This window comes from Flavobacterium inviolabile, from assembly GCF_013389455.1.
Taxonomy (GTDB): Bacteria; Bacteroidota; Bacteroidia; order Flavobacteriales; family Flavobacteriaceae; genus Flavobacterium; species Flavobacterium inviolabile.
Window position 1 is genome coordinate 1,139,939 of sequence record NZ_CP058278.1, and the last position, 26,554, is coordinate 1,166,492.

30 protein-coding genes and 1 riboswitch are annotated in these 26,554 nt (G+C 42.0%); of the genes, 6 read left to right on the forward strand and 24 right to left on the reverse strand.

Translation table 11 applies throughout. The annotated features are described in order from the left end of the window. Window positions 1-7: 7 nt before the first annotated feature. Complete coding sequence (locus HW120_RS05040; RefSeq protein WP_177731459.1) at window positions 8-430, reverse strand: Rieske (2Fe-2S) protein; 423 nt, start codon at window positions 428-430, stop codon at window positions 8-10. 159 nt (window positions 431-589) lie between these two features. Between HW120_RS05040 and greA the strand changes: the two genes are divergently transcribed. From greA to HW120_RS05055, 3 genes are read left to right on the forward strand one after another with little or no spacing between them, the layout of a single operon-like run. Further along, window positions 590-1,066: a transcription elongation factor GreA gene (gene greA / locus HW120_RS05045; protein WP_177731461.1), complete on the forward strand. Its 477-nt coding sequence runs from the start codon at window positions 590-592 to the stop codon at window positions 1,064-1,066. 21 nt (window positions 1,067-1,087) lie between these two features. Next, window positions 1,088-1,477, forward strand: a complete 390-nt coding sequence (locus tag HW120_RS05050; RefSeq protein ID WP_177731464.1) for an HIT family protein — start codon at window positions 1,088-1,090, stop codon at window positions 1,475-1,477. A 2-nt stretch (window positions 1,478-1,479) separates the two neighbouring features. Then, on the forward strand, window positions 1,480-2,391 hold the full coding sequence (locus HW120_RS05055; protein WP_177731467.1) for a hypothetical protein: 912 nt from the start codon (window positions 1,480-1,482) through the stop codon (window positions 2,389-2,391). Here HW120_RS05055 and HW120_RS05060 read toward each other — a convergent pair. After that, complete coding sequence (locus tag HW120_RS05060; RefSeq protein ID WP_177731470.1) at window positions 2,381-3,538, reverse strand: sensor histidine kinase; 1,158 nt, start codon at window positions 3,536-3,538, stop codon at window positions 2,381-2,383. The two genes, HW120_RS05055 and HW120_RS05060, sit on opposite strands and share 11 nt — an antisense overlap. 169 nt (window positions 3,539-3,707) lie before the next feature. On the opposite strand from HW120_RS05060, the gene HW120_RS05065 reads away from it, so the two are divergent. The 3 genes from HW120_RS05065 to aat all read left to right on the forward strand — a co-directional run bounded on the left by HW120_RS05065 (window position 3,708) and on the right by aat (window position 5,732). Continuing rightward, window positions 3,708-4,583, forward strand: coding sequence for a flavin reductase family protein (locus HW120_RS05065; protein ID WP_177731473.1), 876 nt, complete (start codon window positions 3,708-3,710; stop codon window positions 4,581-4,583). A 70-nt stretch (window positions 4,584-4,653) separates the two neighbouring features. Further along, the gene (locus HW120_RS05070; protein WP_177731476.1) at window positions 4,654-5,028 is read left to right on the forward strand and encodes a DUF3127 domain-containing protein; all 375 of its coding nucleotides are present in this window, start codon (window positions 4,654-4,656) and stop codon (window positions 5,026-5,028) included. A 56-nt stretch (window positions 5,029-5,084) separates the two neighbouring features. Next, complete coding sequence (gene aat / locus HW120_RS05075) at window positions 5,085-5,732, forward strand: leucyl/phenylalanyl-tRNA--protein transferase (RefSeq protein WP_177731479.1); 648 nt, start codon at window positions 5,085-5,087, stop codon at window positions 5,730-5,732. Window positions 5,733-5,753: 21 nt separating this feature from the next. On the opposite strand, the gene HW120_RS05080 is transcribed toward aat, so the two are convergent. The 22 genes from HW120_RS05080 to HW120_RS05185 form a co-directional block, all read right to left on the reverse strand. Then, complete coding sequence (locus HW120_RS05080; RefSeq protein WP_177731482.1) at window positions 5,754-6,464, reverse strand: HesA/MoeB/ThiF family protein; 711 nt, start codon at window positions 6,462-6,464, stop codon at window positions 5,754-5,756. Between the two features lie 5 nt (window positions 6,465-6,469). After that, a complete protein-coding gene (gene thiH, locus HW120_RS05085; RefSeq protein ID WP_177731485.1) occupies window positions 6,470-7,591 on the reverse strand; it encodes a 2-iminoacetate synthase ThiH in 1,122 nt (373 codons plus the stop codon). An 11-nt stretch (window positions 7,592-7,602) separates the two neighbouring features. Further along, window positions 7,603-8,373, reverse strand: a complete 771-nt coding sequence (locus tag HW120_RS05090; RefSeq protein WP_177731488.1) for a thiazole synthase — start codon at window positions 8,371-8,373, stop codon at window positions 7,603-7,605. Continuing rightward, on the reverse strand, window positions 8,360-8,992 hold the full coding sequence (locus tag HW120_RS05095; RefSeq protein WP_177731491.1) for a thiamine phosphate synthase: 633 nt from the start codon (window positions 8,990-8,992) through the stop codon (window positions 8,360-8,362). Before HW120_RS05095 ends, HW120_RS05090 begins: the two co-directional genes overlap by 14 nt. Beyond that, window positions 8,985-9,740 (reverse strand): hydroxymethylpyrimidine/phosphomethylpyrimidine kinase, encoded by a 756-nt coding sequence (locus HW120_RS05100; RefSeq protein WP_177731495.1) that lies wholly within the window; start codon window positions 9,738-9,740, stop codon window positions 8,985-8,987. Before HW120_RS05100 ends, HW120_RS05095 begins: the two co-directional genes overlap by 8 nt. Next, entirely contained in the window at window positions 9,713-10,297 is a 585-nt protein-coding gene (locus tag HW120_RS05105; protein ID WP_177731498.1) for a thiamine phosphate synthase, read from the reverse strand. Before HW120_RS05105 ends, HW120_RS05100 begins: the two co-directional genes overlap by 28 nt. Before the next feature lie 3 nt (window positions 10,298-10,300). After that, on the reverse strand, window positions 10,301-12,121 hold the full coding sequence (gene thiC / locus HW120_RS05110) for a phosphomethylpyrimidine synthase ThiC (protein ID WP_177731501.1): 1,821 nt from the start codon (window positions 12,119-12,121) through the stop codon (window positions 10,301-10,303). A 33-nt stretch (window positions 12,122-12,154) separates the two neighbouring features. Continuing rightward, window positions 12,155-12,361 carry a sulfur carrier protein ThiS gene (thiS, locus tag HW120_RS05115; RefSeq protein ID WP_177731504.1) on the reverse strand — a complete coding sequence of 69 codons (207 nt, stop codon included), beginning with the start codon at window positions 12,359-12,361 and terminating at the stop codon, window positions 12,155-12,157. Between the two features lie 51 nt (window positions 12,362-12,412). Further along, window positions 12,413-12,510, reverse strand: a riboswitch (TPP riboswitch). Between the two features lie 64 nt (window positions 12,511-12,574). Then, window positions 12,575-13,135 carry a DNA-3-methyladenine glycosylase I gene (locus HW120_RS05120; RefSeq protein ID WP_177731507.1) on the reverse strand — a complete coding sequence of 187 codons (561 nt, stop codon included), beginning with the start codon at window positions 13,133-13,135 and terminating at the stop codon, window positions 12,575-12,577. Next, window positions 13,125-13,790 (reverse strand): queuosine precursor transporter, encoded by a 666-nt coding sequence (locus HW120_RS05125; RefSeq protein WP_177731510.1) that lies wholly within the window; start codon window positions 13,788-13,790, stop codon window positions 13,125-13,127. Before HW120_RS05125 ends, HW120_RS05120 begins: the two co-directional genes overlap by 11 nt. Before the next feature lie 150 nt (window positions 13,791-13,940). Next, complete coding sequence (tsf, locus tag HW120_RS05130; protein WP_177731513.1) at window positions 13,941-14,765, reverse strand: translation elongation factor Ts; 825 nt, start codon at window positions 14,763-14,765, stop codon at window positions 13,941-13,943. 100 nt (window positions 14,766-14,865) lie between these two features. Beyond that, complete coding sequence (gene rpsB / locus HW120_RS05135; RefSeq protein WP_177731517.1) at window positions 14,866-15,633, reverse strand: 30S ribosomal protein S2; 768 nt, start codon at window positions 15,631-15,633, stop codon at window positions 14,866-14,868. Window positions 15,634-15,795: 162 nt separating this feature from the next. Continuing rightward, window positions 15,796-16,182, reverse strand: a complete 387-nt coding sequence (gene rpsI, locus HW120_RS05140) for a 30S ribosomal protein S9 (protein WP_177731520.1) — start codon at window positions 16,180-16,182, stop codon at window positions 15,796-15,798. Continuing rightward, complete coding sequence (rplM, locus tag HW120_RS05145; RefSeq protein WP_177731522.1) at window positions 16,182-16,637, reverse strand: 50S ribosomal protein L13; 456 nt, start codon at window positions 16,635-16,637, stop codon at window positions 16,182-16,184. Before rplM ends, rpsI begins: the two co-directional genes overlap by 1 nt. 220 nt (window positions 16,638-16,857) lie before the next feature. Then, window positions 16,858-18,171, reverse strand: coding sequence for a serine hydrolase domain-containing protein (locus HW120_RS05150; RefSeq protein WP_177731525.1), 1,314 nt, complete (start codon window positions 18,169-18,171; stop codon window positions 16,858-16,860). Window positions 18,172-18,225: 54 nt separating this feature from the next. Further along, entirely contained in the window at window positions 18,226-18,888 is a 663-nt protein-coding gene (locus tag HW120_RS05155; RefSeq protein WP_177731528.1) for a methyltransferase, read from the reverse strand. Continuing rightward, window positions 18,888-20,411, reverse strand: a complete 1,524-nt coding sequence (locus tag HW120_RS05160) for a B12-binding domain-containing radical SAM protein (RefSeq protein WP_177731531.1) — start codon at window positions 20,409-20,411, stop codon at window positions 18,888-18,890. Before HW120_RS05160 ends, HW120_RS05155 begins: the two co-directional genes overlap by 1 nt. Window position 20,412: 1 nt before the next feature. After that, window positions 20,413-21,576 carry an MATE family efflux transporter gene (locus HW120_RS05165; RefSeq protein ID WP_177731534.1) on the reverse strand — a complete coding sequence of 388 codons (1,164 nt, stop codon included), beginning with the start codon at window positions 21,574-21,576 and terminating at the stop codon, window positions 20,413-20,415. A gap of 36 nt (window positions 21,577-21,612) precedes the next feature. Next, window positions 21,613-23,172: a glycosyltransferase family 87 protein gene (locus HW120_RS05170; RefSeq protein WP_177731537.1), complete on the reverse strand. Its 1,560-nt coding sequence runs from the start codon at window positions 23,170-23,172 to the stop codon at window positions 21,613-21,615. After that, on the reverse strand, window positions 23,169-23,915 hold the full coding sequence (locus tag HW120_RS05175; RefSeq protein WP_177731541.1) for a glycosyltransferase family 2 protein: 747 nt from the start codon (window positions 23,913-23,915) through the stop codon (window positions 23,169-23,171). Before HW120_RS05175 ends, HW120_RS05170 begins: the two co-directional genes overlap by 4 nt. Window positions 23,916-23,918: 3 nt before the next feature. After that, window positions 23,919-25,037 carry a hypothetical protein gene (locus HW120_RS05180; protein ID WP_177731544.1) on the reverse strand — a complete coding sequence of 373 codons (1,119 nt, stop codon included), beginning with the start codon at window positions 25,035-25,037 and terminating at the stop codon, window positions 23,919-23,921. After that, window positions 25,034-26,539, reverse strand: coding sequence for a hypothetical protein (locus HW120_RS05185; protein ID WP_177731547.1), 1,506 nt, complete (start codon window positions 26,537-26,539; stop codon window positions 25,034-25,036). Before HW120_RS05185 ends, HW120_RS05180 begins: the two co-directional genes overlap by 4 nt. Between the last annotated feature and the right edge of the window lie 15 nt (window positions 26,540-26,554).

The window sequence follows — 26,554 nt, forward strand, 5'->3', positions numbered from 1 at the left end:
ATTTTTTTTAATTGAATACCCGTATAAGTGTTCCCATCTGTTCTGTACGGTATTGCTTCATCGGATATTGTCCGTCGCCTATTCCGGTGAACAGGCTGTACTTTTTATTGTCACAGGAACACACGGCAAAAATACCGTCTACATCCATAGTGGAGCATTCGCTCAGCGACTGATTCGGACAGGCGCGGTCAAATGCCGTAATGCCGGTTCCGGTATTAAAAAGGATGATTCCTCTGATTCCGGCTGTCGGGCCGGCAATATAAGCTGATCCGTTTGTGAATTTTAAAGGACTGTATGAAGGAAGGTTCGTGTCGATGGTAATCAAAACCTGATAGTTAGGCAGATAAGGATTATTGTTGTTAACAACGCTGTCTTTGCTGCAGCCGCCAATCAGGGGAATTAAAAACAATAAAAAGATGTACTTTTTCATATAAATTATCGTAAAACAATTGAAAAACAAATTTAATTTAATTAACTTTGACTAATGCTATAAAGCGTATTAAAAATTGAAATAAATAAAAAACAATATCTTTGTAGAAATAAATCCCGTTTCGATGGGATTTTTTCTATTTATATAAACGACGAAATTATGAGTAAAGTATCTTATTATACGGCTGAAGGATTGAAGAAATTAAGAGATGAGTTGGATCAGTTAAAAAGCATCGAACGTCCTCGTGCATCGCAGGCAATTGCAGAAGCAAGAGACAAAGGTGACTTATCTGAAAATGCAGAATATGATGCGGCTAAAGAAGCTCAGGGACTTTTGGAACTTAAAATTTCTAAAATGGAAGATGTAGTTGCCAATGCCCGTTTAATTGATGAATCGCAATTGGATGTATCAAAAGTATTGGTACTGTCTACTGTTAAAATAAAAAATCAAACCAACGGAATGGAATTGAAATATACGTTGGTGGCAGAAAGTGAAGCCGATTTAAAAACCGGAAAAATCTCCGTTACCTCACCAATTGGTAAAGGATTGTTAGGGAAATCCGTAGGTGAAATTGCAGAAATTCAGGTGCCGAACGGTATTTTAAAATTTGAAGTATTAGAAATTTCCAGAGACTAATTAATTAAATCCTATTTGGCAATGAGTTCAGTTTTTACAAAAATCATAAACGGGGAAATTCCGAGTTATAAAGTAGCGGAAGACGAAAATTTTATCGCTTTTTTAGATGTGAATCCCAATGCAAAAGGACATACCCTTTGTGTGCCTAAAAAAGAAATCAACAAGATTTTTGATATGGAAGAAGAGCACTATCTGGAATTGATGCGTTTTTCCAGAAAAGTTGCCAAAGCTTTGGAAAAAACAGTGGCCTGCAAACGGATCGGAGTAGCTGTAGTGGGGCTGGAAGTGCCGCATGTACACGTTCACTTAATTCCTTTACAGGACATGGATGATATGCGTTTCCAACGTAAAACAAGCCTTACACCATTACAGTTTGAAGAACTTGCCCAGGCTATTGCCGGCAATATGTAAACATGAAAAAATATACTTTCCTGCTGTTTTTCTTTTGGCTGTCCGTTTCGGTTTTTGCCCAGGGACAGGATAGCTATTTGTGGCTGTCCGGCAAAAACGCAGGATATTCCGAAACCAATCAGATCAATGTAGAAGGAATTGTTGGTGTTAAAAACTGCTATGTGAGGGATATGCCTTCCACAGCGGGAAAACTGATTGACTCCCTGCAATTGGGGAAAAAAATAACGGTTTTATCCAAAACCGAAAAAACACAGAAACTAAAAGGTATCGATATGAATTGGGTTGAAATTCAATACCAGTTACCCAATCGCGATATCCGGAAGGGCTATCTCTGGCTCGGATTTTTAGCATTAGACTATAAAGAAACAAACGGACTGAAATTCCTGACCGTTCTGGAACGGATCAATGCTAAAAAAGAAGAAGATTATGTTTCCCAGGAACACGTTATTGCCGTTAAGGTCCTGGATGAAAACAATCTGGTGCTGGATAGTAAAGAAATTAAAAAACCGATTAGCGAAAGCTATTATTACCAGCAAAGTCTTCTGGGGAACCAGGGACTTAAAAATATTCAGGAACTATACCGGATCAGTTTTAGCGGGGAAGCCTGTGGTATACCGACCTACTTTTTCTATTTCGGGTGGACCGGAAAAAAACTATTGCTGCTGCCGGAAAAAATGAATGTTGGCGATGCCGGTGTTTACTACCACAGCGAGAACTTTATTTTTCCGAAAGAACCGGGAGGAAAACCGGATTATATCTACAAAATTATTGAAGAGGCCGAAGCAATAGACAGTGAAAACAATGAGGACTATATGATGCGGGAAAAGGTGTGGAAAGAAACCTATTCCTGGGATGGCGAAAAAGCCAGCCTGCTAAAAAAAGTCCAGCTGAAAGAAGGCATCATTAAGCAGTAGCTTTCTCCTTTTTAAACGTGACCTGCATGGTCGTTCCTTTTCCTATTTCGGAATGAGCTACTTTAATCCTTCCGTTATGGTACTCTTCCACGATACGTTTTGTCAGCGAAAGCCCTAATCCCCAACCGCGTTTTTTAGTTGTAAAACCGGGTTCGAAAACACTGTTAAACTGTTTTTTCGGAATCCCGCTTCCGGTATCGGTAACCTTGATTTTTACAAAACGCTCCGTGTCCTCAATAACGATAGCCAGTTTGCCTTTTCCTTTCATAGCATCAATAGCATTCTTTACCAGGTTTTCAATGGTCCAGCTGTGCAATACAGGATTCAGCATGATATGGATAGGATATTCCGGAGCCAGGAACGAAAACTCAACCTGTTTGGAAGTACGGGATTGTAAATATTCGAACGACTGTTCGGTTTCTTTTACCAGATCATAATCACCAAGCACCGGTTCGGAACCAATTTTGGAAAAACGATCCGTTATTGTCTGCAGCCGGTTGATATCCTTTTCAATTTCGGCTATGGTCGTTTCATCCACATTATCGGCTTTCATAATTTCCAGCCAGCCTATTAAAGAAGAAAGCGGCGTGCCGATCTGGTGTGCGGTCTCTTTGGCCATACCGGCCCAAAGCCTGTTTTGGGTAGCCATTTTACTCGCCCGGTAAAAATTAAAGATCATACCGCTAAAGAAAAGCCCGATAAGGACTAAAGCCACCGGGTAAAATTTCAATTTGGTCAGCAGCGATGAATTGCCGTAATAGAGATATTGGTTATAACCGCCCAGCTCGATGATGATCGGGAGGTTTTCGGATTTTAACTTGTTCAGGAAAACTTTCGATTTGGCGGCATCGGCAACAATCTCCTTATCCACATTAACCATGTTGATAATGCTGTCCTTATCGGTCGTCTGTATAATCGGAATCGTGGTATTGTTGCTCAGGATCTGGAAAGGAAGTTCTACTTCCGTATTTTCATCGGCATTGTTCAATGTCTTGGTTGCCGTTGCCCAGAGCTCCATTTTAAGACGTTCTTCATCTTTGAACTTCTGAAAAAAAGTATAAGTATTCCATAGAATCAAAACTAAAATATTGAAGGATCCCAGAATAATTATCCAGCGAATTAAATTTCTTCTTTCCGAAAAGTTCATGCTTTGTGTAATTTGTGTTTAAAAATAAGGAAAAGATATAAGGGAGCAAAAATATAAGCAGGAAATGCATGCTGCCCGATCGGGAACTTCAAAATAAATACGGACAGCTATGTAAAATTGTATTTTCATTCGGGCTAAAAAAAAGTATATTTGTGGAAATTTTACAGCTATGATTAGTGTCGATCCAAAGGAGTTAAATCCGATGAAATTACAAGCTTATTTACAAGGTGCCGTTGGTCCCAGACCGATTGCTTTTGCAAGTACGATGGATGAACAGGGTAATCCGAATTTATCCCCTTTCAGTTTTTTCAATGTGTTCAGTTCTAATCCGCCGATACTGATTTTCTCTCCGGCGAGAAGAGTGCGTAACAATACCGTGAAACACACACTGATCAATGCCGAACAAACGCGCGAAGTGGTAATCAATATTGTAAACTATGCGATCGTACAGCAGGCTTCTTTGTCCAGTACGGAATATGGCGACGGCGTTAACGAGTTTGTGAAATCCGGATTGACAATGGTTCCTTCCGATGTGGTAAAGCCATATCGCGTTGGAGAAAGCCCGGTGCAGTTTGAATGTAAGGTAAACGATATTATCGAACTGGGAACCGAAGGCGGTGCCGGAAACCTGATTATCTGTGAAGTTGTTAAAATACATATTGATGAAGCCATCCTGGATGAAAACGGAGCAGTTGATCAATATAAAATAGATCTGGTTTCCAGAATGGGAGGAAACTGGTATTCCCGTGCTAATCAGGGATTGTTTGAAGTGGAAAAACCACTGACAACACTTGGAATTGGTGTTGATGCCGTTCCTGATTTTATTAAAGAAAGTCCGGTTTTTGACGGGAATGACCTTGGTAAGCTTGGAAATGTGGAAGCATTGCCAACGGATGAAGATATTGCTATATTTGTAAAAGAAAATTTTGCCATTAAAGCAGTTTTAAGTGCCGATGATGAAACTAAAAAACATCAGAAAGCGAAAGAATATCTGGACAATAATGAAGTGCTGACCGCCTGGAAAGTACTTTTGTCAAGACAATAAGAATTAGCGGTTTGTATTTTTGAATTGAATTTTTATATAAGCCTTACTATAAACAATTAATATTTTTACTATGGAAGTTACAGGGAAAATCAAAGTGATTAATGGAGCGCAGCAAATTAGCGCAAGTTTTAAAAAGAGAGAGTTAGTTGTCACTACCGAAGAACAATATCCGCAACATATTATGATTGAGTTTACTCAGGATAAATGTGATTTACTGGATAGTTACCAAGTGGGAGAACCTGTGAAAGTTTCTATTAATCTTAGAGGTAGAGAATGGGTTAATCCTCAGGGAGAAACAAAATATTTCAACTCTATCCAGGGTTGGAGAATCGAAAAATTACAAGCAGAAGCACCAGCAGGTCAGGTACCTCCAATGCCGGCTGCCGATGCCTTTGAACCGGCTTCAAATTTCAATGAAGAAGAACATGACGATTTGCCGTTCTAATAAAACTTAGAATCCTGAAAGCTTCAAAACTTTCAGGATTTATTTTTTAAACGACTATGTATTTTCTAACAAAAGAATTGTATTTCCCCCCGGTTACCGAAACCGATTATTCCGGGATATTAGCCGTAGGCGGCGACTTATCTGTAGAACGCCTTTTACTGGCCTACCGTTCCGGTATATTTCCCTGGTTTGAAGACGGGGAACCGATTACCTGGTGGGCTCCGGACCCTAGAATGGTGCTGGTATTCGATTATCTGGTGATTTCCAAAAGCATGCGGAACATCCTGAACCGGAAAATCTTCACCGTCACATTCAACCAAAACTTCCGGGAAGTCATTACCAATTGCCAGTCCATTAAAAGAGAAGGGCAAAACGGAACCTGGATTACCGATGACATGATTGAAGCCTATTGCGAACTGCATCGGCAGGGACATGCACAATCTGTTGAGGTATGGCAGGATGGCGAATTGGTTGGCGGCCTGTATGGTGTTGACCTCGGTCATATTTTTTGCGGGGAAAGCATGTTTTCCAAAGTTTCCAATGCTTCCAAAGTGGCTTTTATCACTCTGGTAGAACACCTTCGGAACAACAATTACGTATTGCTCGACTGCCAGGTCTATAATGAACACCTGGAAAGTCTGGGCGCTTTTGAAGTGAACCGGGAAGACTTTATGAAAGTATTGCATTATAAAAAAGGGAACTGAAACGGTTCCCTTTTTTAATACTTAAAACTGTAGTTTGGTCAATTGCCATTCCAGCGTGTTTAGCAGCAGCAGCTCATTGGTTAAAACGGGTAAACCGGTAATCAGCTTTAAGGTTTCGTGTGCCATCATCGAACCGATTATTCCGGGTAACGTACCCAAAACGCCGTTCAGGCTGCAATTCGGTACATCTTCCGGGTTTGGCGGTTCCGGAAACAGGTTCCGGAGCTGTTTGCTGCCGTTATGATTAAAAACAGCTACCTGTCCTTCAAATTTTAAAATACTGCCGTAAATGAGCGGTTTATTTAAGTTTACGCAGGTGTCGTTCACCAGATAGCGGGTGGTGAAATTATCGCAGCCGTCCGCAACCACATCAAAATGCTGAAAAATCCCGGCGGCATTATCCGGAGTAAGCTTTTCATTAAAAACAATAGTACGGATTTCCGGATTCAGCTGTTTCAGGGCCAATTCGGCAATAAGGGCTTTGGGCTGGTTAACATCGGCTTCCCTGTATAAAATCTGACGGTGCAGGTTGTGTAACTCCACCACGTCAAAATCAATGATCCCGAGGGTTCCCACTCCTGCTGTGGCAAGGTATTGTAAAACGGGACAGCCCAATCCGCCGGCACCAATGACCAGAACGCGGGCATCCTTTAGTCGCTGCTGACCGCTTTCGCCTATTTCCGGCAGCAGCATTTGCCGGTTGTATCGTAAAAAATCCTGAATACTTATCATAAAAATCAGTGTTGGCTGTAGCTTTTGTCCCAGTCTTTCCAGACCGGTTCGTAGCCTTTTTGGGTTATTATCCGCGCTATGGTCAAGGCAGAACGTTCATCGCTGGTTTCAAACTGTTCCAGCGATTGCGGATCGACAACATAACCGCCGGGATTGGTTTTGGATCCGGCACTCATACTGGTTACACCAATCGGAATGATATTGTCCCGGAATTTCTCATTTTCCCGCGTGGAAACAGAAAGTTCCAGATCTTCATTCCACAGGCGGTACGCACAGATCAGCTGCGTCAAATCCTTGTCGTCCATTATAAAATTGGGTTCAATGATTCCTTCTGCCGGACGCAGCCGCGGAAAAGAAACCGAGAATTTACTTTGCCAGTAGGTTTTTTGCAGATAATCCAGATGCAGCGCATTGAAAAAACTGTCGGTACGCCAATCTTCCAATCCTAACAAAACGCCCAGTCCGATTTTGTGAATCCCGGCACTTCCCACACGATCCGGTGTTTCCAGCCGGAAATCGAAATTGGACTTTTTCCCTTTCGGGTGGTATTGTTTGTAAACGTCCCGGTGGTAGGTTTCCTGATAAACCAGCACCGAGTAAACACCAGCCTGATGCAACTGTACATACTCTTCTTCAGAAAGGGGCTGTACTTCTACGGAAATATTGGCAAAGTCATTTTTGATCTGCTCAATAACCTTTAGGAAATAATGGATGTTAACGGTATAATTGGCTTCTCCGGTTACCAAAAGCACATGGTCGAATCCCGCTTTTTTCAGCGCGGTTACTTCCTGTGCGATTTCGGATGCTGAGAGTGTCTTTCTTTTCAGTTTATTATCCAGGCTGAAACCGCAATAGGTGCAGATGTTCTGGCATTCATTACTCAGGTACATCGGGGCATACATCTGTATCGTTTTTCCAAACCGTTTTGTGGTCAAAGCATGACTCTGTTGTGCCATTTGTTCCAGATAGGGCTGGGCAGCCGGAGCGATCAGGTGCAGGAAATCTTCCAGGCTGCGTTTGTTTGTGGCTAACGAACGGAGCACCTGTTCGGGTGTTGTGGCATATATTTTTGCCTGTACGGTATCCCAATCGTAATGTTCAAAAACCGTTTGGAAAGTAGTGTTCATAATCGTAAGTGTTATTCGTACAGAAAAGAGGTTAGCGGACTGGATGCAACGGCATTGGAAGCCATCGGGGCTAACCGGGCTTCATAGGCTTTTCTGCCGGCAATGACCGCTTCTTTAAAAGCTTCCGCCATTAGTGCCGGATTTCCGGCTACTGCGATCGCGGTATTGACCAAAACGGCATCGGCTCCTAATTCCATGGCTTTGGAAGCATCAGAAGGAGCTCCGATTCCGGCATCGACAATAACGGGAACTTTGCTTTGCTCGATGATGATTTCCAGGAAGTCTGCCGTTTTTAAGCCTTTATTGCTGCCAATGGGCGAGCCCAAAGGCATTACAGCGGCTGTTCCGGCTTCTTCCAGTTTTTTACATAAAACAGGATCGGCGTGAATGTAGGGTAACACGATAAAACCGAGTTTTGCCAGCTCTTCGGTAGCCTTTAACGTTTCAATAGGATCCGGAAGCAAATACTTCGGATCGGGATGGATTTCCAGTTTCAGCCAGTTGGTTTCCAATGCTTCTCTTGCCAGCTGTGCGGCAAAAACGGCTTCTTTGGCATTACGGGCACCGGAAGTATTGGGCAATAAATTGATATGCGGATGTTTCAGATGGGCTAAAATAGCATCGGTTTCGGTTTCTAAATCCACTCTTTTCAGCGCGACGGTAACCAGTTCGCTTGCAGAAGCCAGAATTGCTGCTTCCATTTGCTGGGATGAGCCGAATTTGCCGGTTCCTAAAAACAGGCGGGACTGAAATGTCTTGTCGGCGATTTTAAAAGCTGCCATATAATTGTTGGTTGAGTTGTGTTAGTAGTTCTTTTTTGTTGTCCTGTAGTGTTATTAAACCGGAAACGGCAATGCCGTATACACCGGTCGCCATTAATTCCGGGATATCCGTCATTGTGATTCCGCCAATAGCATATACCGGTATATTGATGTTATGGGTTTTCATCCGGCTCAACAGGGATTGGTAACCGGCAGTTCCCAGTACCGGGCTTAATTGCTGTTTGGTCGTTGTAAAGCGGTATGGCCCCAGTCCGATATAATCGCATTGTTCGTTAAAACGTTGTTCGATATCTTCGAAGGTGTTGGCAGTACCGCCAATGATTTTAGCTGTGCCCAATAAAGACCTTGCTTCGGTTACGGACATGTCCTGCAAACCCAAATGCACTCCGTCGGCATCGATTTGCTTTACCAGTTCAGGATTATCGTTGATAATAAATGTTGCGGCATATTGCTCACAGTGTTTTTTAACGGTTGTGGCCAGAGCGGATAATTCCATGTTGGTGCCGTTTTTATAACGCAGCTGTATCCATTGGCAGCCGTTGTCCAGTGCCGTTTGGATGTTGAACCATTGTTCGTCCGGAGTTGCCCCCTGTGAAATATATTGCAGTTTGTTATACATAATGGTAGCCAATTAGGGTCTTGTTGGAAATAAGGTATTTTTCGGTATAACCTTTAGCCTTGCGGCAAGCGGTTTTGATATCCAGTCCTAAAGCGATATTGGCTGCCAATGCGGCCGAAAAAACGCAGCCGGAACCGTGTTTTGGATATACAAGGCTGTTTTCCGGAGGGAATTCGAACGTACTGTTTTCCATATAGAGATAATCGGTTCCTTTTTCGTTGGGATTATGCCCGCCTTTTAAAACGACGCTGCAATATTTGGAAAGTGCCTTGGCAGTTGCTTCCGGATTACTTTCAAAAGGCTGCATTTTCTGCATTTCGTCATAATTGGGCGTAATCACATCCAGCTGTTTCAGGATGGATAACAAAGCCGTTTGGTTTTCAATGGTCAGAAAGCTAAAAGCGGTTGAGGATTTTAAGACCGTATCCCAGATAATGACCGTTAGCGGAGCGTGTTTGCGGATCATAGCCACAATTTTGCTGAGATAATCCAATGAAGGAACAATGCCGATTTTGACCGCTTTGAATTCATAATTTTCTAAAAGGATCTGAAGGCTTTGCAGAACAAAATCAATGTCGCTCCACTGCAGCTCATAGAACACATTTTCCGTTTGTATGGTGTTTGCTGTGTTCACGGCAAAACCCTGTGTGCGGTGGTTTTCAAAGGTTTTAATATCCGATAAGATACCGGCACCGGCTGTTGGATCCAGTCCGGCGATGGTTAATACGAAAGGGCGATTTGCTGGCATTTTTTAAAATTTTCAAGTGGTTTGGGACTATTCCAGAGGGTTCCTAACAGGGCGATATCGTCAAAACCGCTTTCCAGGGTATGCCTGATGTTTGCGGCAGTAATACCGCCTAAAGCAATTAGTTTCGTCTGGTAATTTGTCCGGTTTGTTATGCTTTTCAACAAATCGTGTTCCGGAGTATATCCCGGTTTGGATATACTGGGATAAACAGGGCTTAGAAAGGCATATTCGAATAGTTCCGGCAGGGTGTTGAATGTTGCTATGGCATGGGTGGCGGTGGTGTACCGGGCAACTTGCGGGAAACGGTCCGTCAGGCTGGTCCGGTCCCGCTCCGTCAGGTGTATGCCCGGTATTCCATAAGTGGGTGCCAGCTGATGCTGACTGTGTAAAACCAGGCGATGGCTATAGGTGGTTGCTATTCCGGCCAAAAACGCAGCCATAGCCGTTTCTGAAAAATCCGGTTTCCGGATGTGCAGGCAGGTTAAGCCTTCTTCAAAAAGGGAATGGATAATGGTTGTTTCGTTGGCAATAGCCGTCGGACTGGTTATTACGATCATGGTTTACAAATAGATTTCTTTACCGCTTTCCACAAATTCATTCGATTTCTCCTGCATTCCTTTTTCGGCTACGTCCCTGATTTCCTGTGAGATTTTCATCGAGCAGAACTTCGGTCCGCACATCGAACAGAAATGAGCCACTTTTGCTCCGTCTGCCGGAAGCGTTTCGTCGTGAAATTCACGGGCGGTATCCGGATCGAGTGCCAGGTTGAACTGATCTTCCCAACGGAATTCAAACCGTGCCTTGCTCAAAGCATTGTCGCGGTACTGTGCGCCGGGATGACCTTTGGCCAGATCGGCAGCGTGTGCAGCAATTTTATAGGTAATCACACCGTCTTTTACATCTTTTTTATTTGGCAGGCCAAGGTGTTCTTTCGGAGTGACATAACACAGCATTGCGGTTCCGTACCAACCGATCATAGCGGCACCAATGGCCGAGGTGATATGGTCATAACCGGGAGCAATATCGGTAGTTAACGGGCCTAAGGTATAGAATGGTGCTTCGGCACAATGTTCCAGCTGTTTGTCCATGTTTTCTTTGATGAGGTGCATCGGTACGTGTCCCGGGCCTTCAATAAAAACCTGTACATCGTGTTTCCAGGCAATTTTGGTCAGTTCGCCCAGTGTTTCCAATTCGGCAAATTGTGCGGCATCGTTCGCATCGGCAATCGAACCCGGACGTAAGCCATCGCCTAAAGAGAAGGCTACATCATAGGCTTTCATGATTTCGCAGATTTCTTCGAAGTGAGTGTAAAGGAAATTTTCTTTGTGATGGAAAAGACACCATTTTGCCATGATGGAACCGCCGCGGGAAACAATCCCGGTAACACGGTTTGCGGTTAAGTGGATGTAACGCAGTAAAACGCCGGCATGTATTGTAAAATAGGAAACGCCTTGTTCTGCCTGTTCAATCAGGGTGTCCCGGAAGATCTCCCAGGTCAGGTCTTCGGCTATGCCTTTTACTTTTTCCAATGCCTGGTAGATCGGTACGGTTCCGATGGGTACCGGGGAGTTCCGGATGATCCATTCCCGGGTTTCATGAATGTTTTTTCCGGTGGAGAGGTCCATAATTGTATCGGCGCCCCAACGACATGCCCATACGGCTTTTTCAACTTCTTCTTCGATGCTTGAGGTAACGGCACTGTTTCCGATATTGGCATTGATCTTTACCAGGAAATTACGGCCTACAATCATCGGTTCGCTTTCCGGGTGGTTGATGTTGTTCGGGATGATTGCTCTTCCGGCAGCAACTTCACTGCGAACGAATTCGGCGGTGATGTATTTTTTAGGTGTATTGGCACCAAAGCTGTTTCCGGCATGCTGATGCTGCATGGCTTTGGTTTGCTGGTTCAGCAATTCAATCTGTTGGTTTTCGCGGATGGCGATGTATTCCATTTCCGGAGTGATAATGCCTTTTTTGGCGTAATGCAGCTGGGTAACATTGGCACCTTGAATGGCGCGTTTGGGTTTGTGCTGGTATTCAAAACGCAGGTGATCCAGTCTGGAGTCGTTAAGGCGTTCCTTGCCGTAGTCTGACGTTATGGAAGGTAATACTTCTACGTCGTTCCGGTCTAAAATCCATTGTTCGCGAATGCGGTCCAGTCCTTTGCGCACGTCAATTTCCATGTTAGGGTCGGTATACGGGCCACTGGTGTCGTAAACGGTTACCGGCGGATTGTGTTCCGTTTTTCCGTTGGATAGTTTGGTGTCGTGCAGGGCTATTTCCCGCATGGCTACTTTAATGGGGTGAATAGTACCGTCTATGTATACTTTTTTTGAATTCGGAAAGGGTGTTCTCGAAATCTGCTGTTCTTTTTGTTCCATTTTTATGTTTGTTTGTCGTTAAGCAATAGGGGATTATCCGCCTTGTGTGGCAATGATAATAAGGATGTCATCCCGGTCGTGGATGTAGTGTGTGCTCCAGTCGGTTTTTGGAATAACGGTATTGTTTATGGCTAAGGCTAGGCCATTTTGCTTGTTGGGAATTTCCAAATCGAGTAAAGCCTGGACGGTTAATTCGCCAGACGGAAATTCTTTAATTTGATTGTTAACTTTGATTTCCATTCCTTAAAGTTTGTTATATGGGTATATACTTTAGGAATGGCTACATAAAAATGAAGTCATTGCACTTTTCCCTACGGCAGTATGAACTGCATCAGGTTCAAAGGGTAAAATCTCAGCCTACTTTTCAATAGACACCCCTAAAGTGAAACAAATGTATAGTATTATTTTAAAAGTCGAATTCTAAATCGGAAGATTTAACATTCGGGTGTGGAGTCATGACCGTTTCCAGCAGCTGCTGATGTGGTCGTCTACCATACCGGTTGCCTGCATGTGTGCATAGACTACCGTTGAGCCCACAAATTTGAAGCCGCGTTTTTTCAGGTCTTTGCTGATCTCGTCCGATAGCGGTGTAGTTGCCGGAATGTCCCGTAGGGTTTCCCTTTGGCTTACAATGGGTTTCCCGCCGGTGAATTTCCAGATATAATCGGAAAAGCTGCCAAATTCCTGCTGCACTTTCATAAAAGCCTGTGCGTTGGTCACAGCGGCTCTTACTTTGAGTTTGTTCCGGATGATACCGCTGTCGAGCAGTAGTTCCTGGATTTTGTCTTCCTGATAAGCGGCTACGGCTTTGTAGTCGAAATTATCGAAAGCTTTTTTGAAGTTTTCCCTTTTGCGGAGTATGGTTATCCAGCTCAGGCCTGCCTGAAAGGTTTCCAGGATCAGGAATTCAAAAAGTTTCTGGTCTTCATAAACGGGTACGCCCCATTCTTCGTCGTGATATTTTTCGTAAAGTGCATCGTTTTTGCACCATCCGCATCTTTCTTTAGTCTCCATCGGCTATCGGGTCTTCTGCTAAATATTTTTCAATAATATAATGTCCAAGGTATATCATTGGCGTCAGGCAGATCGCAATGATCAGTTTAAAGGTGTAACCGGTTGCTGCCATATTGATGTATTCGGCAGTGGTGATTTTCCCGGTCAGCCAAAAGGCGATACCGGAAACGATAAAGCTGTCGAATAACTGCGATATTACGGTTGATCCGGTGCTGCGCAGCCAGATCATTTTTTTGCCTGTTTTATTGCGTAAAAACCAGAAGATAGATACGTCAATTAACTGCGATACCAGGAAGGCGATGATGCTGGCAATCATAATCATGACGCCCTGCCCGAAAACAGCCTGAAACTGCTCGTCGGTCACGGTGCTGATGCCTTTTGCCGCCGGAATATGGATGGCGAGAAAGAGAATGATCAGACAGTAGGCGATTAGCCCGGCAGTGATGAATGATAGTTTTTTGACACCGTCTTTTCCGAAATGTTCGTTAATTAAGTCGGTGGTGATGAATACAACCGGCCATGGAATAATCCCGATGCTCATGATGAAAGGGCCTATATGAATAAGTTTTCCTCCTGTTAATTCGGCAACGACGGCATTGGTTATAAAAATTCCGGCAAGTATAATGTATACGAGATCCTTTTTGGTTTTAAACATTGGTGTTCTTGTTGTTATTTCAAAAGTACGCTAATATTTTATAAAAATAAAAAACCCCAATCTTTCGATTGAGGTTTTTTTGGGTTACCCGAAGGTAATATTGTTATTCGGGAAACGGTTTTATATTCTGAACCGGATTCCGAATTGAAATTATGCTAAAGCAGCTCTTCTGAAACCAGTTACCGTTAATGCACCGTCAACAGATTTAACGTATTCTGTAACGCTCATTTTTGGTTCTTTGATATAATCCTGGTTGATTAAAGTGTTGTCTTTGAAGAAACGTGCTAATTTACCTTTAGCGATGTTTTCCAACATAGCTTCCGGTTTTCCTTCCTGACGTAATAAATCTTTAGCGATTTCGATTTCTTTTTCAATGATAGCAGCATCAACTCCTTCTTCGTTTAACGCGATTGGAGCCATTGCAGCAGCCTGCATTGCAACGTTTCTTGAAGCTTCTTCAGCTCCGGCAACATTAGCAGATAAAGAAACTAAAGTAGCGATTTTGTTACCAGCGTGGATGTAAGATCCAACGAAAGCTCCTTCTAAACGCTCGAAAGAACCGATTTCGATTTTCTCTCCGATAACTCCTGTTTGCTCGATTAATTTATCAGCAACAGTGATTCCGTTGAAATCTGAAGCTAAAAATTCTTCTTTAGTAGCATAGTTTAATGCCTGGTTTGCTAAATCAGTAGCTAATTTAACGAAACCTTCGTTTTTACCTACGAAGTCAGTCTCACAGTTAAGAGAGATTACAACACCAGCAGTTTTATCAGCATTTACAACAGCGATAACAGCTCCTTCAGTAGATTCTCTGTCTGAACGGTTCGCTGCAACTTTCTGTCCTTTTTTACGTAAGTTTTCGATAGCTAAATCGAAATCCCCATCAGCTTCAACCAATGCTTTTTTACAATCCATCATACCAGCACCGGTAATTTGTCTTAATTTATTTACGTCTGCAGCAGTAATATTTGCCATTTGAATGTATTATTTTAAGTTAAAAAATGAAGTCGTTATGTTGATAGTAACTCCAAAAGTAAGCAACCACCAGCACAACGACTTTATCATAATGTTATTTTTATTCTTCAGTTGCAGTAGTTGTAGCTTCTGTTTGAGCAGCTGCTACTTCTCCAGCTGGTTGCTCGTCTTTGTCAGACTTTCTGTCAGAAAGACCTTCAATGATAGCACCACTTACTAAAGATAAAACTTTGTCGATTGATTTTGAAGCATCATCGTTAGCCGGGATAACATAGTCAACCTGACGTGGGTCAGAGTTGGTATCTACCATAGCAAAAACTGGAATGTTTAATTTTTGTGCTTCTTTTACAGCGATGTGTTCCGCTTTGATATCCACTACAAACAACGCAGCTGGTAATCTAGTCATGTCTGCAATAGAACCTAAGTTTTTCTCAAGTTTTGCACGAAGACGATCTACCTGTAAACGTTCTTTTTTAGATAATGTCATGAAAGTACCGTCTTTCTTCATTTTATCGATAGAAGCCATTTTTTTAACAGCTTTACGGATAGTAACGAAGTTGGTTAACATACCACCTGGCCATCTTTCTGTGATGAAAGGCATGTTAGCAGCCGTAGCTTTTTCTGCAACGATATCTTTTGCTTGTTTTTTGGTAGCAACGAAAAGGACTTTTCTACCAGATGCAGCGATTTTTTTCAAAGCTTCATTCGCTTCTTCGATTTTAGCTGCAGTTTTATATAGATTGATAATGTGAATACCATTACGCTCCATATAGATGTAAGGAGCCATGTTTGGGTCCCATTTTCTAGTCATGTGTCCAAAGTGAACACCTGCTTCTAGTAATTCTTTAACTTCTACTTTGTTTGCCATTTTGTAATAGTTTACGTTCTGTTGTATTAGCAATGGTAGAGTAGCGATTTCATCAGTCCCTTGGGATGCTGAAGCTCAGGTCTCAGCCATTTAGATGCTAAACTAATTCCTACCTCAATAGGAGAGCAACAAAAACTTAGTTTTTTTAATAATAAATAAATATTAACGTTTAGAGAATTGGAATCTCTTACGAGCTTTCTTCTGACCGAATTTCTTACGCTCAACCATACGAGGATCTCTTGTTAGTAATCCTTCTGGTTTTAAGATAGCTCTGTTTTCAGCTTCAACTTCACACATTGCTCTTGCAATAGCCATACGTACAGCTTCAGCCTGACCAGTTGTTCCTCCACCGTATACATTTACTTTTACGTCAAAGTTAGAAGCGTTCTCTGTTAATGTTAGAGGTTGCATAACTTTGTACTGTAATGTAGCCGTTGGGAAGTAAGTTGTAAATTCTTTTTTGTTTACTGTGATGTTTCCAGTTCCTTCTGTAACATATACACGAGCAACAGCGGTTTTTCTTCTACCGATTTTGTGAATAACTCCCATTACTTTAGATCGTTTAAGTTAACGGTTTTAGGTTGTTGTGCATCATGTTTGTGCTCAGAACCTACATATACATTTAAATTTCGGAATAATTCTGCACCCAATTTGTTTTTAGGTAACATTCCTTTTACAGCTTTCTCTACTAATAATGCAGGATTTTTTTGTTGCATTACTTTAGCAGATAAACTTCTTTGACCACCTGGGTAACCTGTGTGACGGATATATGTTTTATCCTCAAGTTTGTTACCTGTTAGGTTGATTTTTTCTGCGTTGATAACAATTACGTTATCTCCACAGTCCACGTGCGGTGTATAACTTGGCTTGTATTTACCTCTTAAAAGCATTGCTACTTTTGAAGCAAAACGACCTAAGTTATGACCTTCAGCATCCACAACGATCCACTCTTTTTGAGCAGTTGCTTTGTTAGCTGATACTGTCTTGTAGCTTAAATTGTTCACAATAATTTATTTTAATTAAACATTCCATCCCCAATAAAGGGGTTGCAAAAGTACAATAAATTATTTTAAATACAAATGCTAGTCTAATAATATTTTATTGATTGATAATCAGTTGTGTTATTGCAGAATTTGCGATGATTTGGGAGCTGCATTTTTAAAATAAAATCTTTTTTGGAAAAGAATCGGGCTAAAAGCTGCAGAAAAGTGTGTTTTTTTGGGATTACTCTTTCATAAAACTGTATTTCGCATCGCCCTGTTTCAAAAGTAAGCCTTTTTCTTTAAAAAGAATTTCTATTCCGGCAGGGTCAAAAATAAATTCCGTATTGCTGATCGCATTCAGCGGAAACGGATTTTGCCCGGTAGCTTGTCCGGATAGCTGCCCGTTTTCTAATTTGATGGTCAGTTTGAGCGGAATTTGTTTTGAACTGTAAATTCCTTCGTATGATTTTAAGGTCTTTTCGGCTACGGCCACGGTTTTTAAGTTCGGGAAACGGTACGGCAGTTTGTAGTAAATGCTCAATATACCAATCGTAATATCGTTTTCGTTATAGTTGTTTCCGTTTATGATAAGCGAAAAGGCAAGCTTTTCACTGGCGTGATACCCGAGGCTGGATTTGAAACTTTCGATACTTCCGTTATGTCCCAGGAATTTTTTATCGCCAAAAGGGAATTGCAGTATTCCTTTTCCATAGCCATGCTCCATTTCGGTCATCTGGGCAAGGGAAGCCGGTTTTATCAGGGTTCCGTTAAACAGGGCATTAATGAATTGCGTTAAATCGGAAGGTGTGGAAATTAAAGCGTCTGAGGCGCCAATAGTACTTGGATCCCTGGCGGCTGTTCTGGTCCACTGATTGTTGGTAAAAGTATAGGAGAACGCTTCATCTTTTGCGGTTCCGTTCTTTTTAGGATAGTAGGTGTTTTTTAAACCTATTTTATTTGCTATACGGAAAGCGACATTGTCGCCATAACTTTTCCCGGTCAGCGATTCGATAATATAACCTAACAAAAGGTAGTTGGAATTGCTGTATTCTGCTCTGGTATCCGGTTCAAAAACCGGCTCACGGGAAGCGATCCGTTTCAGCATTTGTTTTTTTGTCTGCGGTGTCTGGGAATAGGTTTTAAAATCCGGATCGTTAGTATAATTGAACAGTCCGCTTTTGTGGTTCAGCAGCAGCCCGATAGTGATCTTGTCGGCATTGGGTATTTCCGGATAGAATTTGGATAGTTTGGTATCTAAGGTCAGTCGTTTTTCGTCTATTAACTGGAAGATTATCGTTGCCGTAAACATTTTTGTAATAGCACCGATTTTATATTTGGTGTCCGGATTTGCCACTGTCTTAGAGTCTGCATCGGCATATCCGTAATTTTTCTCAAAAACAACTTTTCCGCTCTCCTGAATGGTCAAAGCCCCCATAAACCTGTTGTTATCATTAAGATAGGTGAGCAGGCTGTCAATTTTATTGAAGCGTGTTTTCTCCTGTGCCACAACGGTTACTGAAAACAGGAAAAGGAAAAATACGATTGCTTTTTTCATAAAAAAGGGCTTTCGGAATAGGTTTCTTATTACACCCGAAAGTTACGTCAAAAATTATTGCCGGTCAATTTCAAAAATATAGTTTTCTTCTTTGAAGACTTTTTCCGTGTGAATGCACTGCATCCGGAGGCTGTTTCCGGCCGCTATTTTAGTGATGGTATCCAGTTCGCAATCTTCGGACAGGATCATATAGGTTTTGTTTGCCGGAGTTAAATAAGGTTTTAACTGGGCGAAAAGCTGTTCGAAGTAGTCGAAATTCTCGCCGCAATACCAGGCATTTTCAGCTATATTCTGTGGTGTTTTCGGGTAGTATGGCGGATTGATGACGATATAGTCAAAAGCGTGGTCTTTCAGATTTTGAAATAAATCGGAATGCAGTATGTTTATCGAAACGGCATTCCGGCAGCTGTTTTGCCGTAAGGCTTCAAGTGCAGCGGTATTGATATCGGTAGCCGTTACAACCGCTCCTTTTGTTGCTGCTAAAATGGAAATAATGCCGCAGCCGCAACCCAGTTCCAGAAAGGTCTTGTTTGCTAAAGGCTGGGGTTCGATAAATTGCAGCAGCAATTTGGTACTGATCGTGATAAAAGGCGGGAACACCGTTGGTACGACCTGTACAGTGATATTTTTATAATGGTATTTCCGGGGTTTGGAAAGGTATAAAGCACTCGCTTTTTTCAGAAAAGGGCTGACTATTTTTTGAATTAGTTTTCTCATTATTCCGAATAAAATCCTTCAATTTCCGGTTGGCGGTATTTCCATATTTTATGAAGTGCCTTGATTTCATAAGGATATTGGTAAAATCCGGTTTTGTACCGCAGTCCGGCGATGGTTTGCAGTAATTGTTTTTTTAAGCCCCTGATCCTGAAATCGGAAGCGGTGGGGTAATAACCGTTTAAAACCGTTTCAAAGTTTTTAATGGTATCGATCATATATGGTTTTAACCATGGAGTCAGCGGATTTTTGCGCAGGTCGAAGTTTTCCCAGCTTGGCGAGATCCAGTCTTCCAGGTGCTCCGGAAAGGAAAATCCGGCATCGAGAATCTGCTGATACAGTTCGGAACCTTCTGTAGGAACCGGGCTGTACAGGTAAATTATGATTTCGGCTTTGGGGTTAATGGTTTTTATTTCCCGTATAAAGTTGATGTCCCATACAATCTGGTCGTAAACCTGTTTTTCTGTTGCAGCGGGCATTCCCAGTACAAAGGAAAGTTCCGGTACGATGTCTACATTTTTCATCCGCAATACAAAATCCTTAATCATCTTTCCGGATTGGGTACCGCCTTTATTCATTTGTTTGAGTATCTCATCGTTACCGGTTTCGGCACCTAAAAAGATCATTTTGCAGCCTGCCTTACGCATCAGCCGGAGTTCATCGTCCGAATACATGTTGATCGTGTCGATCCTTCCTTCGCCCCAATAGCTGATGTTGTCATTTAAAATGAGCTCGGAAAATTCGAGTACTCTCTTTTTAGAGGTAAAGAAGTTATTGTCGTGAAATTCGATGGCGTCAATGTTGTATTTTTCCTTGAAATATTGTACGTCTTCATAAATACGGGAAGCTGACATGCCTTTCCATCGGGCATTGTAGATAGGGACAACGGCACAGAACGAACAGGAAAACGGACAGCCCATGCTGGAATGGTAGGACAAGGTTTTGTTACCCATGAATGTCTTGGCCAGATAGTTTCTGACCGGGTAAAACGTATTGAGGTATTCATACGGAAACTTCGGCAGTGTGTCCTGATCCAGTAAGGCTTCAACGGCCGTTTTGGTAATATTGTTCTCCGGGTTTTTATAGATAAGGTTTTTGATGAGTACGACACGGTCGGTCACTTCATTCTCGATTGCCTGAATCAGCTCGGGAAAAGTTCTGTCGCCGGGACCGTTAATAATATAATCCACATAACCGGAATTTAGCGCTACTTTGTATTGATTGGAAGCAAAATAGCCGCCCCAGACGGTTATGATATCCGGAAATGTTTCTTTTATTTTTTTGGTAAACGGAATCGCCTGCCGCAATTGCGGGCCGGGCATGACCGTTGCTCCGAAGTATTTGAATTCGCCGGTTTTAAGATAGTTTTCAATGGTTTTCCACGGGTCTTTTTCCAGATTTCCGTCTATAAACACATAATCATAAAGCCCATGAATGGAGGCACCAACCTGTAATATAGAATTGGGAATGCGGTGCTTTCCGTTAGCACTTCTCGGATTGAATAATATGACTTTATTCTTTTTCAACTTATCGGAATAGTGTTGTTTTGTCGGTAATCAGTAATATAATAATCTGCGCAATTGCGGCACCCAAAAGCGCACCGGTCATTCCGTGGTTTAAATATAGCAATATTGTCGATACAACCGCATTAACAACGGCACCAACCAGTAAAATTTTTATAACGCTTTTTTCTTTGTATATTTTGAAGAGTTCCACAATTTTAATGCCATAGCTAAAAGAGGGATAAATGTATAAAAAAGCAATACCATAAAACCAGAAGGAAAGCCTGAGCCTGAGATAATAGTGTACAATCAGGTAAATAACAGCCAGCGCGCAGGGAACGAGCAGCAGTCCTAATAATTGGAGTTTTCGCTGGATTTTTAAAATGACCGTTTCGTTATTGCGGTAAATGTTTTTAGTGAAAGGGGCATAGATAAAAGCGGCCAGCGACATGGCAAAAACCAGAAGACTGTTGATGATCTGGTAATTGGCAATCACGGTTTTGTTTTCGAAATAGTCCACTAAATACACATCTATTTTGGAAGTGAAGAAACCCAGAACGGATAGCAGGAAAAAAGGCAGCGCTGTTTTAAAATAGGAAAAATCCATTTTCATGTTTTTCACGGAAAGGTATTTTTTGAATAACAAAAAGTACAGCAGGCCTCTTACAAACTGATAAAAGCTATAGCTAACCAGCAGTGAATAGATTCCGAAATCGTTTTTCAACACATAAAAAGGAAGAAGAAAAATCAGGAAGCCGATGCATTCAATACTAATGGAAGCATTGAATTTCTTTTCATACACCACCAGTGCTTCTGTGGAATGATTAAAGTAACGCCCGAGTATCCAGATAAAAATATAGAAGGTGTAAGGCAGCGGAAAGAAAAACATGCTGCCTGCCGAAAACAGGAATACAAAAGGCAGGCGGGTGTATAATATTCCGGAATAGTTCTTTTTGATCTTATTCGGAAGCAGGCTGAACAGCCGGAGTAAATATTCTTTGTTGCCCCAATTGATGATCTGGACGGTGAACAGCGTGTACAGCAGTATGGAAACAAAAGCACCCCATATTTCTTTTTGCGAAAAATGAATAACCAGGAAAGGAACCGCCATGCCAAAAGCTGAGATGATCAGCTGCCGGATGGTATTGCTGGATATATGTAATAGCTTAGGGTTTATTTTTGTGGCCAATTCCGTTTTTGTTTTAGGGTGAAAAGCTGTTTGAGGTTACTCTGTTTTTAGTACCCGTAAGGTATAAAAACCAATTCCTCGGTTGTAATCGGATAAATAGATCAGGGTTTTGTTATTGACTAGTAGGGCATTGGTTTTATTATCGTTGCCATAAGTGAGCTTTTTGCCATTGTGGTAAATCTGGTTGTTCCGGATCGTTGCCTCAGCCGTTTTTGATGCAGCTAACGGTATGGACATCCGGTTTTCACCATTTTCATTCCAGTAATAATAAGTCAGCCGGTTATCGGCAATGGTATATTTATAAATAAGAATCGGGCTTTTTGCAGGTAGCAGCCCCGTTGCGTCTGCAGGGCGCATGGTATGGATGCTGTAATAGCTCACCCCGGAGGCCAGTACTAAAACCAGCGGACTCCATTTCCAGTTGACGGTACTTTTTTCGGAAAGCAGGTATAGTATAAAAAACAACAGGAATAGTAATAAACGGCAGTAGCTGACCGGAAAGCTACTGTTTGTGAAAAAATGTAAAGGCCAGTTGCAGCTGCCGCAAAGCAATAGTATAAAGCCGCATTTTACGATAGGACTGCTGTTGGTATTCACAATACTAAAAAACGGAAAAAGCAGCAGTATAAACGTATAGGTGCTGCCATAGGGAGAAAGCAGCAGCATGATGATGATCCAATAGGAAAAAACAAAAAGCGTATTCTTCTTTATTTGAGTTATGTAGTACCCCATGAATACCAGGCCAAGCTTAAAACTCATTAACAGTAAGTGAAACAGAAACGGGTTATTGACTGCCGGGTAGGGATTTTCGATGGCGTCGGTAATAAAGATACGTTTCAGAAACATATAAACCGATTGGTAATTGTCTACAAAAGCAGTTGCTATTTCGCCGTTCGAAGCTTTTGGAAGTACTTTTTCAAAAAAGAAAAACCAGACCTCAACACCGTTTAACAATACGGAACCAATTGTTAAGAGGGCACAGCAAAAAATAAGGTATGCAGCCGGTTTATAAGCTTTTTTAAACAGCAGGAAAGCAATTAGCATTACCGGGAAGACCTTAATCAAAACGGCCATGCTCCAAAACAAACTCATCCGGAACAGCTGTTTTTTTTCATAAGCGAGCCATCCTTCGGCTAACAGAAAGAATAATAAAAAATATAACTGACCGAATAACAGGTTGTTTTTAACCGGAAGGAAAAACAGGACCGGTATGATAGCGGCATAAACGGGTTTTATCTTATAAAAAGCGACAAGCCGGCTGGTACTGTACAGGAATAAAAAGGTACTGAGCAGGTTGAATATGAGCTTGGCGGTAAAAGGATCTAAAAAATGAAACGGGTAAAAGAGGATAGTCAGGAACGGCGTATTGGGCGCATAACTTAAAAAAAGGGATTCATATCCTAAAGCGGCAATGTCCCGGTTAAAAATATAAGGAAAGTACATGTCGGCAGTGAACGTTCCCTGAGCAAAGAAATAGCCCCCGAAATAGTAGTTCCCGAAATCATGCAACGAAAAACCGGTGGCTTTAACAATATAAAAACCGCACAGCAATAGCAGTGGCAGCAGGCCGTAATATTTTCCTGTTAGTGCTTTCATAACCGGTTAAAAATTGAAAATGAAAACAAACCGGTTTTTTGCAGGGCATAGCTAAAAGAAACCCTCAGCACACCGAGGCCATAAATAACGCTTCGTTTAAAATTAATGGACGATGCATCTTCAAAATAATGTGTAGGGCAGGAAATTTCACCAATACGGGCATTGATAAAACAGCACTGTGCCAGTATTTCATTGTCAAACACAAAATCGTCTGAGTTCTTTTCAAAATCAATCTGCTGTAAAACCGACGCTTTATAACAGCGGTATCCGGTATGGTATTCCGATAATTTCTGGTTCATAAGCAGATTCTGAAAAAAGGTGAGCAGCCGGTTGGCTATGTATTTATAAAACGGCATGCCGTTTTTTAAGGCGCCTTTGCCTAAAATACGGGATCCCAGTACCACATCATACAAATCGGTAACGACCATGTTTACCATCGAAGGGATCAGTTTTGGCGTGTACTGGTAATCGGGATGCAGCATGATGATAATATCGGCCTGCAAGGCTAATGCTTTTTTATAACAGGATTTCTGATTGGCGCCATATCCTTTGTTGCGGTCATGGGCAATAATGTGCTGTATTCCTAACTTTTTGGCAACAGCAATAGTGTCGTCCTTACTGAAATCGTCTGTTAAAATGATGTCGTCTACGATATCAAAAGGGATTTCGCTGTAGGTGCGTTCAATGGTTTTTGCGGCATTGTAAGCCGGAAGGACAACTATTATTTTTTTATTGTTTACCATAAATCAGTTGATATAATTGACTTCATTCGGAGATTGCTCCCTTACATGATCGGAAACTGCCAGTCCCTGAAAAGGAGCCAGCGCTTCAACATCTTTCCGGTTGTACAGATTGCCCAGAAAAGGAAATTCCGGATACACATGCGTTGTGAGTCCCGATAATCTGCTTTGCACCTCAGCCAGCGGGAGATTCCATTCGAGGCTTAGTCTTTCGGCAGAAGGTTCCATAAAGGAAATATATAACAATTCTGTTAAAGTGTGCTGCTGGGTCTGGGAAAAATCAATCTCACCGGACAGGCTGTTCTTTATCGCATTATGGGAAACCCTGTAATTGAGCAGGGTATTCTGGAAATCATTGTAGGACAGATAGCCGTTGTAATTGTTCTGAATACTAAAAAGCGGCTGTATGGAGGATTCATGACACCACATGCATTTGGCCGGTTTGCCGGCATTTGAGTGTACCGGATCGGCATTGTTTTTTCGCTGTCCGTTCGGGTCGAAAATGCCAAAGCGCAATTGCCCGTTTTCCAGCAGTTCTATTGTTTCATATTCCAGTACCGTTCCGTCTGCCGGATTAATTTCGGAAGAAACAAACAACTGGTTTAAGCCGTTTTGTTCTGAAAACCGGATTATCCGGTGCTCCAGTGAAACGCCCGAATCGTTTACATATCCTTTTTCGGGTTTTAGGGTGTACTTGTTAAGAAGGGTGTTCAGATTTTCCGGTACTCCGGCAATTTTATAGTAATGTTCGGATGATCCTAAAAGCAGCGATACATACCGTCCTAAGTCGATTGTGCCGGTAAGCTGGTATTCGGGAGTGTTTTTTAAAGTTTCATGCAGCTGATGGAGTTTGTTTTTTGCATTTTCGGAAAACCCCAGCTTGTTTAGATCTATCGCAATGCGATTGCCGCTGGCGGTTATACCGTTAGCATTGGCAGGCAGTTTGGCACCTATATAGGATAATGCCCATTTCAGACCGATAACGGAAGTGTGGATGTCGTCATTTTCATAAGCCTTATTCCATTTCAGGAATAGTGACGGGTCGTTGGTTTCCAATAGATCCGAATAGGTCTCACTAACACAGGAGAGGAATATAAAGCTAAAAAGGAGTATTATTTTTTTCATTGTTGCTGCGGGTTATGGCGGGTATTGCTAATCTTATAAAGGTAATAATCGGTATTCCGGACAATAGCTTCCTGTAGTTTTGTTAATTGCTCCACTTTTAAATGATGCCGGTCGCTGATGCCGGCCGGGTTTTCAAGGATGTTTTTTTTGCTGATAAAGATAAAAGGCGTGCTGATGTTTGTATCGGCCGAGAGTATCGTAAGGATTTGTTCGCCGGAAAGCTGCGTGTCACACCGGAAACTCCAGTCGCAAAAACTCTGACGGCTTTTCTGGCAAACAAAATAAGGTTTCTGATTCAGGTAAGGCGCGATGATGGTTCCTTCACAAAACAGGGTCACCACTTCCAGATGGGACAGTTTGTTCCGGTTTAAAAAACCGACTACGGCTTTACCGGAGGAAAAAGGTTCTTTATAATCGACGGTACAGGCCAGGATACCGCTGCAAAACTGAATGATCAATATTGCGTAAACAGTTGTTTTTTTTAACAGCTCTACGGTAATGTTTCCGGAAGTTCCGGCCTGTTGATAATACCGGTCGATCCATAAGGCAATGACAATAATGAGGTAGGTGATTCCGTCAAACCGCGTGGCACCTGTCTGGGTAACGAAGAAAAAGAACTGCACGCCAATTAAGGCGGTATAGGTAAAGAACAGCGTATTTTTTCTTTTGTAGAAAAACAATAGCGGCAGGAAATAGAGTAAAGCGCCTACTAATAAAGCCAGCGTTTTGCTTGTGTTTACAATCCAGTTGGAATTCCAGAAATGAATGGTGCTAAAGTCAGGGATGGTGACGATGCCTTTGAACAGTGAGATAAAACCTTTGATGAATTTTTCATAGAAAGGAATGTCGGCTACTCTCTGTTCAAAAGCATGCAGATCGGAAGGGATTACCTGTATGAATAGCAGCAGCAATCCTAAAAAGAATATCGTATATCCCCAATAATGCGTCGTTTTTATTTTTCTGTTTTCATAGATAAAGGTCAGCAGCAGCGCACAGCTGATCGTTGCAAACAGAAGATGAATATTTGCCGCGATAATGAGGTACAGGCAGTACAGCGTGAACTTTTCGTTTCGCTGCCTGTAAATGCTGCAGGCTAAAAACAGGAATAATATCCCGATGTTGTAATTCCGGCTGATAATGTTGTATTCGAACAGGAAGAAATACCCGAAAATAAAAAGGGTTTTAAAGACCAATGAAAAAGGGGCTTTCTTTACAAAAACGCTAACGGCAATAGTGGATACAACAATATGAAAAAACTGCATCCAGAACGGATTTGCGGTAAAACGGCTAATCATAAAAAGGAGTATGTTCCAGGCAACGGGATGCCCTTCGTTTTTCCTGTTTTGCAACAATTCCGAAAAACTGCTGCTATCCCGTGCCAACAGCCAGTGATGTGCTTCGTCCAGCCAGAGCTCATGATGGAGAATACCAATAAGGCTTACAGCAAAGTACAATGCTATAATACAGATCAGGTATTTTGCTTCGGCTTTTTCCGTTATCATCAGTGTCTGTTTATA